The organism is Pseudomonas sp. RL, from assembly GCF_000647775.1.
In the GTDB taxonomy this organism is placed as follows: Bacteria; Pseudomonadota; Gammaproteobacteria; order Pseudomonadales; family Pseudomonadaceae; genus Serpens; species Serpens flexibilis.
In genome coordinates this window covers 1-14,120 of the sequence record NZ_JBOY01000038.1, presented here as the reverse complement: position 1 = coordinate 14,120, position 14,120 = coordinate 1, and the positions used below count along the sequence as shown (strand labels likewise).

Annotated in this window: 13 protein-coding genes; 7 read left to right on the top strand and 6 right to left on the bottom strand. The window is 67.4% G+C overall.

Annotated elements, in window-relative coordinates; translation table 11 throughout:
• Window positions 1-40: 40 nt before the first annotated feature.
• The gene (locus AS93_RS18870; protein ID WP_162172920.1) at window positions 41-1,174 is read right to left on the bottom strand and encodes a GNAT family N-acetyltransferase; all 1,134 of its coding nucleotides are present in this window, start codon (window positions 1,172-1,174) and stop codon (window positions 41-43) included.
• A 300-nt stretch (window positions 1,175-1,474) separates the two neighbouring features.
• On the opposite strand from AS93_RS18870, the gene AS93_RS18865 reads away from it, so the two are divergent.
• Complete coding sequence (locus tag AS93_RS18865; RefSeq protein WP_051587371.1) at window positions 1,475-2,599, top strand: GNAT family N-acetyltransferase; 1,125 nt, start codon at window positions 1,475-1,477, stop codon at window positions 2,597-2,599.
• The gene (locus tag AS93_RS0107050; protein WP_027589965.1) at window positions 2,596-3,357 is read left to right on the top strand and encodes a ChbG/HpnK family deacetylase; all 762 of its coding nucleotides are present in this window, start codon (window positions 2,596-2,598) and stop codon (window positions 3,355-3,357) included. Before AS93_RS18865 ends, AS93_RS0107050 begins: the two co-directional genes overlap by 4 nt.
• Here AS93_RS0107050 and AS93_RS0107045 read toward each other — a convergent pair.
• The gene (locus AS93_RS0107045) at window positions 3,351-3,740 is read right to left on the bottom strand and encodes a S4 domain-containing protein (protein WP_027589964.1); all 390 of its coding nucleotides are present in this window, start codon (window positions 3,738-3,740) and stop codon (window positions 3,351-3,353) included. The two genes, AS93_RS0107050 and AS93_RS0107045, sit on opposite strands and share 7 nt — an antisense overlap.
• 102 nt (window positions 3,741-3,842) lie before the next feature.
• Here AS93_RS0107045 and AS93_RS0107040 point away from each other — a divergent pair, with 102 nt between their 5' ends.
• Entirely contained in the window at window positions 3,843-4,310 is a 468-nt protein-coding gene (locus tag AS93_RS0107040; protein WP_027589963.1) for an ATP-dependent zinc protease, read from the top strand.
• The gene (rimK, locus tag AS93_RS0107035; RefSeq protein ID WP_027589962.1) at window positions 4,307-5,212 is read left to right on the top strand and encodes a 30S ribosomal protein S6--L-glutamate ligase; all 906 of its coding nucleotides are present in this window, start codon (window positions 4,307-4,309) and stop codon (window positions 5,210-5,212) included. Before AS93_RS0107040 ends, rimK begins: the two co-directional genes overlap by 4 nt.
• A 117-nt stretch (window positions 5,213-5,329) precedes the next feature.
• Here rimK and AS93_RS0107030 read toward each other — a convergent pair whose 3' ends face one another.
• Window positions 5,330-6,646, bottom strand: a complete 1,317-nt coding sequence (locus AS93_RS0107030) for an ATP-binding protein (RefSeq protein ID WP_027589961.1) — start codon at window positions 6,644-6,646, stop codon at window positions 5,330-5,332.
• A gap of 16 nt (window positions 6,647-6,662) precedes the next feature.
• Window positions 6,663-7,397 carry a two-component system response regulator OmpR gene (gene ompR / locus AS93_RS0107025; protein WP_027589960.1) on the bottom strand — a complete coding sequence of 245 codons (735 nt, stop codon included), beginning with the start codon at window positions 7,395-7,397 and terminating at the stop codon, window positions 6,663-6,665.
• Between the two features lie 190 nt (window positions 7,398-7,587).
• Between ompR and AS93_RS0107020 the strand changes: the two genes are divergently transcribed.
• The 3 genes from AS93_RS0107020 (at window position 7,588) to gshA (ending at window position 11,988) form a co-directional block, all read left to right on the top strand.
• A complete protein-coding gene (locus AS93_RS0107020) occupies window positions 7,588-9,909 on the top strand; it encodes a Tex family protein (protein WP_027589959.1) in 2,322 nt (773 codons plus the stop codon).
• A 1-nt stretch (window position 9,910) separates the two neighbouring features.
• On the top strand, window positions 9,911-10,300 hold the full coding sequence (locus AS93_RS0107015) for a PaaI family thioesterase (protein ID WP_051587370.1): 390 nt from the start codon (window positions 9,911-9,913) through the stop codon (window positions 10,298-10,300).
• Between the two features lie 104 nt (window positions 10,301-10,404).
• Window positions 10,405-11,988 (top strand): glutamate--cysteine ligase, encoded by a 1,584-nt coding sequence (gene gshA / locus AS93_RS0107010; protein ID WP_027589957.1) that lies wholly within the window; start codon window positions 10,405-10,407, stop codon window positions 11,986-11,988.
• A gap of 90 nt (window positions 11,989-12,078) precedes the next feature.
• Here the strand turns inward: gshA and argA are convergent, their stop codons facing one another.
• Together argA and AS93_RS0107000 are read right to left on the bottom strand one after the other, a co-directional pair.
• The gene (gene argA / locus AS93_RS0107005) at window positions 12,079-13,383 is read right to left on the bottom strand and encodes an amino-acid N-acetyltransferase (protein ID WP_027589956.1); all 1,305 of its coding nucleotides are present in this window, start codon (window positions 13,381-13,383) and stop codon (window positions 12,079-12,081) included.
• Window positions 13,384-13,413: 30 nt separating this feature from the next.
• Window positions 13,414-14,120 (bottom strand): M20/M25/M40 family metallo-hydrolase (locus AS93_RS0107000; RefSeq protein ID WP_027589955.1); only part of this gene is annotated, 707 nt, incomplete at its 5' end.

The window sequence follows — 14,120 nt, the reverse complement described above, 5'->3', positions numbered from 1 at the left end:
CTCAAGGCGCGCACCCGGGTCTCGGACCCGGGGCAACCGCTCAGGCCGTACGACCCGCTTCTTCCAGGCGCCAGCGTTGACGCAGACGCTTCAGGCCACTCGACGCCATCAGGCCTGCCCACGCCAGACCCTGGGGGCAGATGGTCAGGTCGCTCAGGCTGCGGCGGCCCGGGTAGAGTCGGTTGAGGAGCGCGTTATCCGGTGCCGCGCAGGAATCCAGCCATTCCACGCCACGCGGGTCCTGGAAGCTGAGGGTGGCGTTTTCGATTTCCAGCAGGACGCCCGGCGCAAAACGCGAGTAGTCCTCATCGTAGGCGGTCTTGAAGGCATAACGCCCCGGCGGCGCCAGCAGGTCGCAGAGCATGGCCAGCGGCTTGCCGTCCAGGCTCATACGCATCATCACCAGCAGGCCTCTTTCGTGGGCGCTGCGCGCGGTTTCCTCGAAGAAGCGCCGGCACTCGGGCCGGCTGCCCAGGGCAGTGCCTTCGCGCCCTTTCCAGCCCTTGAGCTCCAGCGCGACAAAGGCGTCCAGCCAGGACTGCAGATCCCGCGCGCCCGGCCGCAAAACATCGACCTGCAGATCGCCCAGCCCAGCCAGACGCTCCCGCAGGCGTCGATACTCCTTGCGCTTCTTGGCCGGCGTACGCTCCAGGAACGCCTCGAGACCACCCTCAAGGGGTAGCAGCGCGCGCTGCACCGGGGCGGCTGGCAGAAAGCGCAACCCGCAGCGCTGCAGGGCGGGGCGGAGCTCGCGCAGCCAGGCACCCTCGGCATCCAGTCCCCGCAGGCTCAGCAGTGGGTAGCGAAACTGCCGCAACCAGGCGACAAAGCTGTGCGCCACCTCGCTTTCCCGGCCGCGGCGCAGCAGGGGTTCGGCGGAGAAGCAGTAGCGATGCCGGTACGTGTGCAGGCAGGCGAGCAGCCTGCCGTAGCTCCTGCCGAACAGGGGCAGGATGCCATCGAGCACTGTCCGCTCACTGTCCCGAAAGAACAGCAGCACGCGGACCGCCTGCCCTCCGCGTAGATGGCGCAACGCCGGCAACAGCGCCCAGGGCTCATAGAAGGCATTGGGCTCGGCGGCCTGTTCGACCAACTGTTCCCAGGCTTGCAGATGGTGGGCCAGCTCGTTGGGCTCGGCGACCACGACGATCCGGTGCACAGGTTCCGTCGACACGGGAAGATCGGCAGCCAGTGCGGAAAGGTCTGTCATTTCATGCGTCCTTGCAGAAATAGAGGCGTTCTCATCCCCGTGAAAGACAGCCCACGCCAGGGATTGCGCGAACTCTAGCCAAGCTCTGGCAGGCCCGTGCGAGCCGCCGACAAATGTCAGTTTTTCGTAAAGCGCAATGTGTAACCCATCCTTTCGAGGCGCCTGCCGGTCGAAACACTGCTATAACAGGTGCTGCCCATGCAGCAGGACGTCGCACGGGCTCGTTTGCATAGCTCACTTTCCAAACAGCCAGAGCGATCGGTCATGGATTACCGCTTCCAATGGTGTGATTCGCTGTCCGCACCCGACTTCCCCGTCCAGGCTTATGCGCAACTTTGCGAGCGCCTGTCCCACAGCACCCCGTTCAATCACCTGACCTGGCTGCTCGCCGCTGAGCACAACCTGGAGCCGGACCAGCCGCTGCATGTCCTGCTGGCGTGGAAGGGCGATCAGTTGTCCCTGTGCCTGCCGCTGGTGGCGTTCCGCGAATCGCGTTTCGGACTGCGCTGGCGCACCCTGCGCCACCTCGGTTATCCGATGAGTGATCGACTCGCCCTGCTTTGCCAGCTCGACGACAGCGGCCTGACCCAGGCGCTGGAAGAAATACGCCGCCGGCTGCCGCATACCCTGTTGCAGCTGAACGAACTCACCACCGACGCCAACACCCAGCGCTGCATGCAGCACTGGGCTCACCTGAGTTCAAGCCACCACTGCCACCTGAGCTGTCGTGCTCCCTACCACCTCATTTCCCCGCAGGACCGCCAGGAACCGCACCGCAACGTGCGCTACAAACTGCGCAAGGCACGCAAGCGCAGTGATGAGATCGGCGCCACGGTGCGCCGGGTAGCGCCGGATGCCGCCAGCATTGGCGCTCTGCTGGATAGCCTGGCCGCAGTGGAAGAACGCAGCTGGAAAGGCCAGGAGGAAGTGGGCATCTTCTGCGAACCCCGACGCGGCTGGATGCGCGAAGCCTTCACCGCCCTTGCCGCCGTCGATCTGGTGCGGGTGGTCATGCTCGAGCATGAGGGACGCTGCATCAGCTATCGCCTGGGCCTGCTGCACAACGGCCGGCTGTACGATTACAACCTGGCGTTTCTGCCGGAGTACGCCGAGCTGAGCGGCGGCCGCCTGCTGCTGGACGAATGGATCCAGTGGGGCCTGGAAGAGGGCTGGCGCTGGGTCGACGCCTCACGGATCAGCCGCAGCGGCTCCACCCACCAGTTGCACGAACGCATGAACGGCCAGGTCGAACACCTGCGCTGGAGCTTTTACTCCTGGCGGCCTTCCGGGATTCTCATGGGCCTGGCACACCGCGCCTGGGAATGGCGCAAGCAGCGGCGCAGCGGGGAGCCCCTGGGCGGCGACCTGCTGCAGGGAGCCGGCCAATGATCCAGCGCGTCATCATCAATGCCGATGACTTCGGTCTCAGCCACGACGAAAACCGCACCATCATCGCTGCCTTCCAGCAGGGACTGATCAGCTCGGCCACCCTCATGGCCAACATGCCGGCCTTCGTCGAGGCGTGCGCGCTGACCCGCGAGCACGGCCTGCAGGGGCGCGTCGGTCTGCACTTCAACCTCACCTATGGGCGTCCGCTGAGCACGGCCATCCGCGCCCAGCCGCGCCTGTGCAACGCCGCCGGGGAGTTCGACCTCAACCTGCCGCGTCATCGGCTCTGGCTGCCGCGGCGCACTCGCCAGGCCATCGAGGCGGAACTGCAGGCGCAATGGCAGCGCTGCCTCGAGCACGGCGTCCGCCCCAGTCATATCGACTCGCACCAGCATGTGCACAACATCCTGCCGGTCGGCGAGGTGGTGGCCCGCTTCGCCGCCCACCAGGGCGTGCCGGTGCGTCTGGCCCGCAACCTGGGACGCAACCTCACGCTGCCCAAGCGCCTGTTCAAGGCGCTGCTCAACCAGCGACTGCGCCGCCTGGGCCATGCCAGCGCGGACCACGTCTGCACACCGTTGGACCTGCACCATGGCCTGCTCCCCGGCAACGGTGTGCTGGAGGTCATTGCCCATCCCTATCCCCTGCAACAGGGCTTCGGCGATGCCTACCTGGCGGAGGGCCAGTCGCTGGGCGAGGTGCTGGCCCGGCGCCTGGAGGGCGTGCCGCGCATCGCCTACAGCGCACTGGCTCAGTAGTCGTCGAGGAAACGGTGAATCTGCCGGCGCTGTTTCTTGGTCGGGCGCCCTTCGGTCTCGATACCCAGGGCACCGGCCTTGCGCTGGCGCGCAGCCTCCTCGCGGCGCGCGATGCTTTCCTCGGTCTCCTGATACAGCAGCTGCGCCTCCGGCGCGCCCCGGCGTACTTCAGAGAGCGCCAGCACGCGCACCGTGCGCTCGTCGAACCCGGTGCGGATCAGGTACTCGTCACCGATCTTCGGCTCCTTGCCCGGCTTGCAGCGCTCGCCCCGGTGCTGCACCTTGCCGCCCTCGATGGCCGCCTTGGCCAGAGCGCGGGTCTTGAAGAAGCGGGCCGCCCACAGCCATTTGTCCAGGCGGACCTTGTCATCACGATCGTTCATGCTCTCTCCAGGCTCGTTCGCGGATGAACGCCGTCCCTGTACAACAGGTGTGCGGCCCGCAGCGGGCCACTAGAATGCCGGAAATTTACCGGGGAGGCCGCCATGAAGACGTTCGACCACCTCAGCGTCATCGGATTGCACGAATGGATCGGCCTGCCGGACCTGGGTCTGCTGGGCCTGCGCGCCAAGATCGACACCGGTGCCGGCACCTCGGCGCTGCATGCCACCGATATCCAGCCCTTCACCCATGGCGGCGAGGACTGGGTACGCTTCACCGCGCATATCGGCACCCTGGTGCAGCGCCGGCATCGCTGCGAAGCGCCGCTGGTGGCCGTCAAGAAGATCAAAAGCTCCAACGGCCAGACCCAGTTGCGCTATATGATCCGCACCCGCCTGACCCTGGGCGACCGCACCTGGCCGGTGCACTTCACCCTGACCTGCCGCCGCAACATGCGCTTTCGTGTACTGCTCGGCGCCAAGGCGCTGATCGACGGCCAACTGGTGGTCAACCCCGCCCTTGCCTATGTCCAGGACAAGCCCCAGCTCCCCAATCTCTCCGGTGCGCAATGAAGATCGCCATCCTGTCACGCAACCCCAACCTGTATTCGACGCGCCGTCTGGTGGAAGCCGGAGTGCAACGCGGCCACGAGGTGCAGGTGATCGACACCCTGCGCGCCTACATGAACATCGCCAGCCACAAGCCGCAGATCCACTACCGCGGCCGGGCGCTGGAAGGTTTCGACGCGGTGATTCCGCGCATCGGCGCCTCGGTGACCTTTTACGGCTGCGCGGTGCTGCGCCAGTTCGAAATGATGGGCGTGTTTCCGCTCAACGAGTCGGTGGCCATCAGCCGATCGCGGGACAAGCTGCGCTCGCTGCAGCTGTTGTCGCGCAAAGGTATCGGCCTGCCGGTGACCGGTTTCGCCCACTCGCCGGACGACGTACCGGACCTGATCCGCATGGTCGGTGGCGCGCCGCTGGTGATCAAGGTGCTGGAAGGCACCCAGGGCATCGGCGTAGTGCTGTGCGAAACCGAGAAGGCCGCCGAATCGGTGATCGAGGCCTTCATGGGCCTCAAGCAGGACATCATGGTGCAGGAGTACATCCAGGAGGCCGGCGGCGCCGACATCCGCTGCTTCGTGGTCGGTGACAAGGTGATCGCCGCCATGAAGCGCCAGGCCAAGCCCGGCGAATTCCGCTCCAATCTGCACCGCGGCGGCAGCGCCAGCCTGATCAAGATCACCCCGGAGGAGCGTTCCACCGCCATTCGCGCGGCGCGGGTGATGGGCCTGAACGTCGCCGGAGTGGACATCCTGCGCTCCAATCATGGCCCGCTGGTGATGGAGGTGAATTCCTCGCCCGGCCTGGAAGGCATCGAATCCACCACCGGCAAGGACATCGCCGGCCTGGTCATCGAGTACCTGGAAAAGAACGCCTGCCCCGGGGCTACCCGCACGCGCGGCAAGGGCTGATTGAAGGACGCTGCGGAACCTGCGGGAGCAACCTGTTGGAGCGACGTCAGTCGCGAGCTTTTGGGTGGGGTCGACAAGAAAAGCTCGCGGGCCAGTCCGCCCCCCGGCTCTCTCGGCTCAGCCCGCCTCGCGCGGCAGCAGCAGCCCCAGCGGCAGGCACACCCGCGCTTCGAGTCCGCCGCCTTCGCGGTTGCGCAGTTCCACGTGGCCGCCGTGCAATGCGGCGATGCGCTTGACGATCGCCAGGCCCAGCCCGGTGCCGGTGCCGCCCCGGGCGCGGTCGCCACGGATGAAGGGATTGAAGATGTCGCTCAGCTCGTGCTCCGCCAGGCCGGGGCCACGGTCCTGCACGCTCAGCAGCACGAAGGGCGCGCCCGGATCGCCGGCCAGCCGCGCCTCGACGCGCACCTCCTGGCCGCCGTAGCGCAGAGCGTTCTCGATCAGGTTGGTGAGCAGGCGCTTGATGGAGATACGGCGCAGCGGCACGGGAGGGATGCCGGCCTGCACCGCCAGCTGCACCTGCTCGCGCTGCTGGTTGTAGGGGGCCACGGTCTCGCGCACCAGCTCAGCCAGGTCCAGATCCTCCACCGGCTCGTCGCGCCCGTCGCGGATGAAGGCCAGGAACTGATCGAGGATGGCGTCCATGTCCTCGATGTCGCGCACCATGTCCTCGGTCAGTTCCGAGTCGGTGCCCAACAGCTCCAGCGACAGGCGCAGACGGGTCAGCGGCGTGCGCAGATCGTGGGACACGCCGGCCAGCATCAGTTCGCGCTCGCTGGCGGCCTTCTCCACGTCCGCCGCCATCTGGTTGAACGCCCGGTACACCTCGGTGAGCTCGCTGGGCGTGTCGCTGATCGGCAGGCGCACGCTGCGCCCGCGGCCCACCTGGCGGGCGGCGAACACCAGGCGCTTGAGCGGCGCGTTGAGCATGCGCACGAAGATCCAGGCCGCCGCGGTGGACAGCAGGCCGATGGCCAGGAACCAGCCGAGCACGTTCCAGATGCGCTGGCCACGCAGCGGGGAGGGGTACATGGGCACCCGCAGCCAGTCCGGCCCCAGGCTCGGTGCATGCACCCAGAGCGCCGGCGAGCCGAGGGCGCGCAGGCGCACCTGGGTCTCGGGGCCCAGTTCATCCTGCATCTGCCGGGCGAAGATATCGCTGTACGGCCAGTGATGCTCGCCGTCCGGCACCTGGGCGCGCGGCGCGATGCGCAGGCCGGCCGCCTCGGCGATCTTCGGCCGATCCGCCTCCGGCGCCGCCCAGTAGGCGCGCACGGTCAGCGCCGCGCCGTGGCTGTACTGGCGATCGAACAGCACGTCCTCGTTCATCATCAGGTACACCAGCGTGAGTACCTTGGAGAACAGCACGACGATCAGCACCATCCACAGGGTGCGCGAGAAGAAGCTCTGCGGAAACCAGAACGGCGCGTTCATGCCGGAGAGGCTCGGCTCACTTGTTGCCGTCCGGCACGAACACGTAGCCCACGCCCCACACCGTCTGGATGTAGCGCGGCTTGGACGGGTCCGGCTCGATCAGTCGGCGCAGGCGCGAGATCTGCACATCGATGGAGCGCTCCAGGGCGTCCCATTCGCGGCCGCGCGCCAGGTTCATCAGCTTGTCGCGGGTCAGCGGTTCGCGTGCGTGCTGCACCAGGGTCTTGAGCACGGCGAACTCGCCGGTGGTGAGCATCTGCACCTGGTCGCCCTTCTTCAGCTCGCGGGTCGCCAAGGACAGCTGGTAGTCGCCGAAGCTGACCACCTCGTCCTCGCTGGCCGGCGCACCGGGCACCAGCGGCGCCTGGCGGCGCAGCACGGCCTTGATGCGCGCCAGCAGCTCGCGCGGGTTGAACGGCTTGGCCAGGTAATCGTCGGCGCCGCCTTCCAGGCCCTGGATGCGGCTGGCCTCGTCGCCCTTGGCGGTGAGCATGATGATCGGGATCTGGTTGTTCTTCTCGCGCAGCCGGCGACAGGCCGACAGGCCATCCTCGCCGGGCAGCATGAGGTCCAGGACCACCAGATGGAACAGTTCGCGGGCCAGCAGACGGTCCATCTGCTCGACGTTTTCCACGGTGCGGACCCGGTAGCCCTGTTCGTCGAGGAAACGTTCCAGCAGACGGCGCAGGCGCGCGTCGTCATCGACTACCAGGATCTTTTCGCCATCGCTGGCGGTTGCCGTGCTGCTCATCGGAACTCCCGAAATAATGTGCGGCGCATTATGGCGCAGCCCCATCGGCGCCAAGTCTGGCCATTGTTAACAGATTTTTCCTCTGTTGGCCTTGCCGCTGCGTTTGCCGCGCGGGACACGCGGCTGCTTTATACTCCCGCCCTTTCGCGCAGGCCCGACCTGCAGGCTTTGTTCGACGCAAGGTACCTACATGGACATCAATTCCCGCATCGCCGAAGAACTGGCTGTACGCCCGCAGCAGGTGGCCGCCGCCGTGGCCCTGCTCGACGAGGGCTCGACCGTGCCCTTCATTGCCCGCTACCGCAAGGAAGTCACCGGCAGTCTCGACGATACCCAACTGCGCCATCTGGAAGAGCGCCTGCGCTACCTGCGTGAACTGGAGGAGCGCCGCGGCGCGATCCTGGCGAGCATCGAGGAACAGGGCAAGCTGACCGCCGAACTGAAACGCGAGATCCTGCAGGCCGACACCAAGACCCGCCTGGAAGATCTCTACCTGCCCTACAAGCAGAAGCGCCGCACCAAGGGCCAGATCGCCCTCGAAGCCGGCCTGGGCGAGCTGGCCGACGCGCTGTTCGGCGATCCGGAACTGAATCCGGAACAGGAAGCCGAGCGCTTCATCGACGCCGAGAAGGGCTTCGCCGATGTGAAGGCGGTGCTGGAAGGCGCCAAGTACATCCTCATGGAGCGCTTCGCCGAGGACGCCACGCTGCTCGACCGGCTGCGTACCTTCCTGAAGAACGAAGCCACCCTCAGCGCCCGCCTGGTCCCCGGCAAGGAAACCGAAGGCGCCAAGTTCAGCGACTACTTCGAGCATGATGAACGCCTCAAGGGCGTACCGTCGCACCGAGCCCTGGCGATCTTCCGCGGCCGCAACGAGGGCGTGCTGAGCATCGCCCTGAAGGTGGGCGACGAAGCGCCCGGCACCATGCATCCGGGCGAACTGATGATCGGCGAGCATTTCGGCATCAGCAACCAGGGCCGCGCCGCCGACAAGTGGCTGTCCGAGGTGGTGCGCTGGACCTGGAAGGTCAAGCTCTACACCCACCTGGAAACCGACCTGCTCGGCGAGCTGCGCGAGCAGGCCGAGGACGAAGCCATTTCCGTGTTCGCCCGCAACCTGCACGACCTGCTGCTGGCCGCGCCGGCCGGCCCGCGCGCCACCCTGGGCCTGGACCCGGGCCTGCGCACCGGCTGCAAGGTGGCCGTGGTGGATGCCACCGGCAAGCTGCTGGACACCGCCACCGTCTACCCGCACGCGCCGCGCAACGACTGGGACGGCACCCTCGCGGTGCTGGCCAAGCTGTGCGCCAAGCACGGCGTGGACCTGATCGCCATTGGCAACGGCACTGCCAGCCGCGAGACCGACAAGCTGGCCGGCGAGCTGATCAAGAAGGTGCCGGGCCTGAAGCTCACCAAGATCATGGTCAGCGAGGCCGGCGCCTCGGTGTATTCGGCCTCCGAACTGGCCGCCCGCGAGTTCCCCGAGCTGGACGTGTCGCTGCGCGGCGCGGTGTCCATCGCCCGCCGCCTGCAGGACCCGCTGGCCGAGCTGGTGAAGATCGAGCCCAAGGCCATCGGCGTCGGCCAGTACCAGCACGACGTGTCGCAGCTCAAGCTGGCGCGCTCGCTGGACGCGGTGGTCGAGGACTGCGTGAACGCCGTCGGCGTGGACGTGAACACCGCTTCCGCCGCGCTGCTGGCGCGCATTTCCGGCCTCAACGCCACCCTGGCGCAGAACATCGTGCAGTTCCGCGATGCCAATGGCGCGTTCAAATCCCGCGCCGACCTGAAGAAGGTGCCCCGCCTGGGTGACAAGACCTTCGAACAGGCCGCCGGCTTCCTGCGCGTGATGAGCGGCGACAACCCGCTGGACGCCTCGGCCGTGCACCCGGAAACCTACCCGCTGGTGCAGCGCATCGCCGCCGACACCGGCCGCGACATCCGCTCGCTGATCGGTGACTCCGCGTTCCTCAAGCGCCTTGATCCGGCCACGTTCACTGACGAACGTTTTGGCCTGCCCACCGTCACCGACATCCTCAAGGAACTCGACAAGCCCGGCCGCGACCCGCGCCCGGAATTCAAGACCGCCGAGTTCCAGGAAGGCGTGGAAACCCTCAAGGACCTGGTGCCCGGCATGGTGCTGGAAGGCGTGGTCACCAACGTGACCAACTTCGGCGCCTTCGTTGACATCGGCGTGCACCAGGACGGCCTGGTGCACGTCTCGGCGTTGTCCGAGAAGTTCGTCAAGGACCCCTACGAAGTGGTCAAGGCCGGCGACATCGTCAAGGTCAAGGTCATGGAGGTGGACATCCCGCGCCAGCGCGTCGGCCTGTCCATGCGCATGTCCGACACCCCCGGCGAAAAGGTCGACGGGCCGCGGGGCGGACAATCCCGCAGTGGCAGCCGCGGCGGCCAGCCGCGCAGCGAGCGCCACGCCACACAGGACAAGCCGGCCCCGGCCAATGCCGCCATGGCCGCGCTGTTCGCCAACGCCAAGCAGCTGAGGAAGTAACGTGAGCCTGCAAGACGAAGCCATCGGCAAGAGCAGCGCCTTCGGGCGCCTGCTGGGCCTGGAAATCATCACGGTGGAGAAGGGCGAGGCGCTGCTGCGCCTGAACATGCACGACGGGCTGCGCAACCTGCACGGCAAGCTGCACGGCGGCGCGCTGTTCTCGCTGATCGACACCACCATGGGCCAGGCCAGCCACAGCCTGAACGACGGGGTACCGAACACGGTCACCCTGGAGTGCAAGGTGAATTACATCCGCAGCGTGAGCGACGGCGAGCTGGTCTGCCGCGCCTGGGTGGTGCATGCCGGTCGGCGCACCCAGGTCATCGAAGCGGACGTGCACCAGAACGACAAGCTGGTGGCCAAGGCGCAGGCCACCTTCGCCTGCCTGTAACCTTTTCCCGTTCGGCGGCCTGTTTGCGCGGGCCGCCGCGCTCTTGTAGTCGCGAAGGTCCAACCTCATATTGGGTCGATCTTCGCGCGTAGGAATTCAGAACATTGAGCGATCTACTCACCCGTCGCCTGGCCCTGCTGGGCGAGCCGGCGCATCTGCCCCTGCTCGGCCAGGCGCTGCACGGCATCGAACGCGAGACCCTGCGGGTCGATGAACAGGGCCAGCTGGCGCTCACGCCGCACCCGGCGGCACTGGGCTCGGCCCTGACCCACGACCGGATCACCACCGACTATTCCGAAGCGCTGCTGGAATTCATCACCGGCACCAGCACCGATCCGGCGCAGACCCTCGACGAGCTGGAACGCATCCATCGCTTCACCTGCGGCAAGCTGGACGGTGAGTACCTGTGGAGCGCCTCCATGCCCGGCCCGCTGCCGGCCGAGGAAGACATCCCGATCGCCCGCTACGGGAGCTCGCACACGGGTCGCCTGAAGTACGTCTACCGCAAGGGCCTGGCGCTGCGCTACGGCAAGACCATGCAGTGCATCGCCGGTATCCACTACAACTACTCGCTGCCCGAGGCGCTGTGGACCCTGCTGCGGACCGCCGAGAACGACAGCCGCGACGCCCGCGACTACCAGTCGGCACGTTACATCGGCCTGATCCGCAATTTCCGCCGCTACAGCTGGCTGCTGATGTACCTGTTCGGCGCCTCGCCGGCGCTGGATGCCAACTTCCTGCGCGGGCGCAACCACCAGTTGCAGCAGCTGGACGCCGACACCCTGTACCTGCCCTGGGCCACCAGCCTGCGCATGAGCGACCTGGGCTACCAGAACAGCGCCCAGGCCGGCATGACGCCCTGCTACAACGACCTGGCCAGCTACACCGAGAGCCTGCTGAACGCCGTGTCCACGCCCTACCCGGCGTATGCGGCGATCGGCACCCGGCGTGACGGCGAATGGCTGCAACTGAACACCAACCTGCTGCAGATCGAAAACGAGTACTACTCCAGCATCCGCCCCAAGCGCGTCACCGCTCCCGGCGAACGCCCGCTGCAGGCCCTGCTGGCGCGCGGCGTGCAGTACGTGGAGGTGCGCTGCCTGGACATCGACCCGTTCCTGCCGCTGGGCATCGATCTGACCGAGGCCCTGTTCCTCGACACCTTCCTGCTCTATTGCGCGCTGCAGGACAGCCCGCTGCTGATGGATGGCGAGTGCGGCCGCTGCACCGCCAACTTCCTGAAGACCGCCACCGAAGGACGCCGTCCCGGTCTGCAGCTGCAGAACGGCAAGCAGTCCGTGGAGCTGCGCCAGTGGGCGACTGAGCTGCTGCAGGACATGCGTCCGGTCGCCGAGCTGCTCGACCACGCACGCGGCGGCCAGGGCCACGTCAACGCCCTGCAGGCCCAACAGGCCAAGGTGGAGGATGCCGAGCGCACGCCATCGGCGCGGGTTCTGGCGACCTTGCGCGAGCGTGGCGAAAGCCACACCGCGTTCGCCCGCCGGCAGAGCCATGCGCATGCGCAAACGCTGCTCGCCGCGCCCCTGGCGACGGACGAGCAGGCACGCTTCGAAAGCCTGGCGCGCGAGTCGCTGCTGGCCCAGCAACGCATCGAGGCAGCGGACGAAGGCGATTTCGACAGCTTCGTCGCGGCCTATCAGGCGAGCCTGCTGAATATCGCCCACTGACGTGCGTGGCCGTGCCGGGCGTGTGGGCGGTCAGCGCTGTTCTGGCCGCCACGGTGGCCAACGCATAGCGTTGACCACCCTAGGTTCCGGCTACGGATTCAACGGCTTTTCGAACACCTTCGACTGGCGCTGGTAGTTGTACAGCGAGGCGCGCGCGGCCGGTAGGCGTTCCACGCCGCTGGCCTTGAAGCCGCGTTCCTGGAACCAGTGCGCGGTGCGGGTGGTGAGCACGAACAGGGTTTTGAGCCCCAGGGCACGGGCGCGGTCCTCGATGCGCTCGAGCAGCGCATCGCCGCGATGACCATGGCGGTAGTCGGGATGCACGGCCAGGCAGGCCAGCTCGCCCCAGTCGGAGTCCGGCACCGGATACAGCGCGGCGCAGGCGATGATCAATCCGTCGCGCTCCACCACGCTGAACTGGCCGATCTCGCGCTCCAGCACTTCCCGCGAACGCCGCACCAGAATGCCCTGCTCCTCCAGCGGGCGGATCAGCTCCAGCAGGCCGCCAACATCCGCGATGGTCGCCTCGCGCAGCGACTCGAACTGTTCCTGGTCGATCAGCGTGCCGCTGCCGTCGCGGGTGAACAGCTCGTTAAGCAACGCGCCGTCCTGGGCGTAGCTGACCATGTGGCAGCGCTTCACCCCGCCCCGACAGGCGCTCGCGGCGGCCTTGAGCAGGCTGGCCTGGTCGCTGGCGCCGAGGCGCAGCAGATGCTGCGGCACCTGCTGGGGACGCAGCTCGCGAATCAGGCGGCCACTGTCATCCAGCAGTCCCTGTTCGGCGCCGAACAGCAGCAGCTTGTCGGCGCCCAGCTCCACGGCGGCCCGGGTGGCCACGTCCTCGCAGGCCAGGTTGAAGATTTCACCGGTAGGCGAGTAACCGAGCGAGGACAGCAGCACGATGCTGCGCTCGTCCAGTTGGCGACCGACGCCCTTGCGGTCGATGCGGCGTACCTCACCGGTGTGCTGGTAGTCGACGCCGTCCAGCACGCCGATCGGTCGCGCGGTGACGAAGTTGCCGCCGGTCACCCGCAGGCGGGCGCCCTGCATGGGCGAAGCGGCCATGTCCATGGACAGCCGCGCCTCGATGGCGATGCGCAGTTGGCCGACCGCGTCGATCACGCACTCCAGGGTGGGCTGGTCAGTGATGCGCAGATCCTTGTGGAAACGCGGCGTCAGCCCGCGCTGCGCCAGGCGCGCCTCGATCTGCGGCCGCGAGCCGTGCACCAGCACCAGGCGCACACCAAGGCTGTGCAGCAGCACCAGGTCGTGGACGATGTTGCCGAAGTTGGCGTGCTCGACGGCATCGCCCGGCAGCATGACCACGAAGGTGCGTTCACGGTGCGCGTTGATGTAGGGCGAGGAATTGCGGAGCCAGCTGACGTAGTCGTGCATGAAGGATGGGACCTGTCGAATGGGGCGTGATCAGGTGGACGGTTGCAGGCAATAGTGCTCGATCAGCCGGCGCAGCAGGTGCACGGTCGGCTCGATGCGCTCCAGGGCCAGGTATTCGTCCGGCTGGTGGGCGCAGGCGATATCGCCGGGGCCGAGCACCAGGGTCTGACAACCGAGCTGCTGAAGATACGGCGCCTCGGTGCCGAACGCCACCGCCTCGGCCGCATGCCCGGTGAGTCGCTCGGCCAGGCGCACCAGCTCGCTGTCCGCGGACTCCTCGAAGGGCGGCACCTCCGGAAACAGCGGCGCGAAGTCCATGCGCACCTGGTGCCGCTCGGCCACTGGCCGCAGCCGCTCGCGGATCGCTGCGCGCAGACTGTCGGCGTGCATGCCCGGCAGGGGCCGCAGGTCGAATTCCAGTGCGCAGCGACCGCAGATGCGATTGGGGTTGTCGCCGCCGTGGATGCAACCCAGGTTGAGCGTCGGCACTGCGACCCGGAACAGCGGGTTGTGGAAGTCGCGCTGCCACTCGGCACGCAGTGCCAGCAGCTCGCCGATGGCCGCGTGCATGGCCTCCAGTGCGCTGTGGCCAAGGCTGGGATCGGAGCTGTGGCCGCTCTGGCCGGTGATGTCCAGCCGCTCCATCATCACGCCTTTGTGCAGGCGGATGGGCTTGAGGCCGGTCGGCTCGCCGATCACCGCCGCGCGCCCCAGCGGCCGGCCGGCCTCGGCCAGGG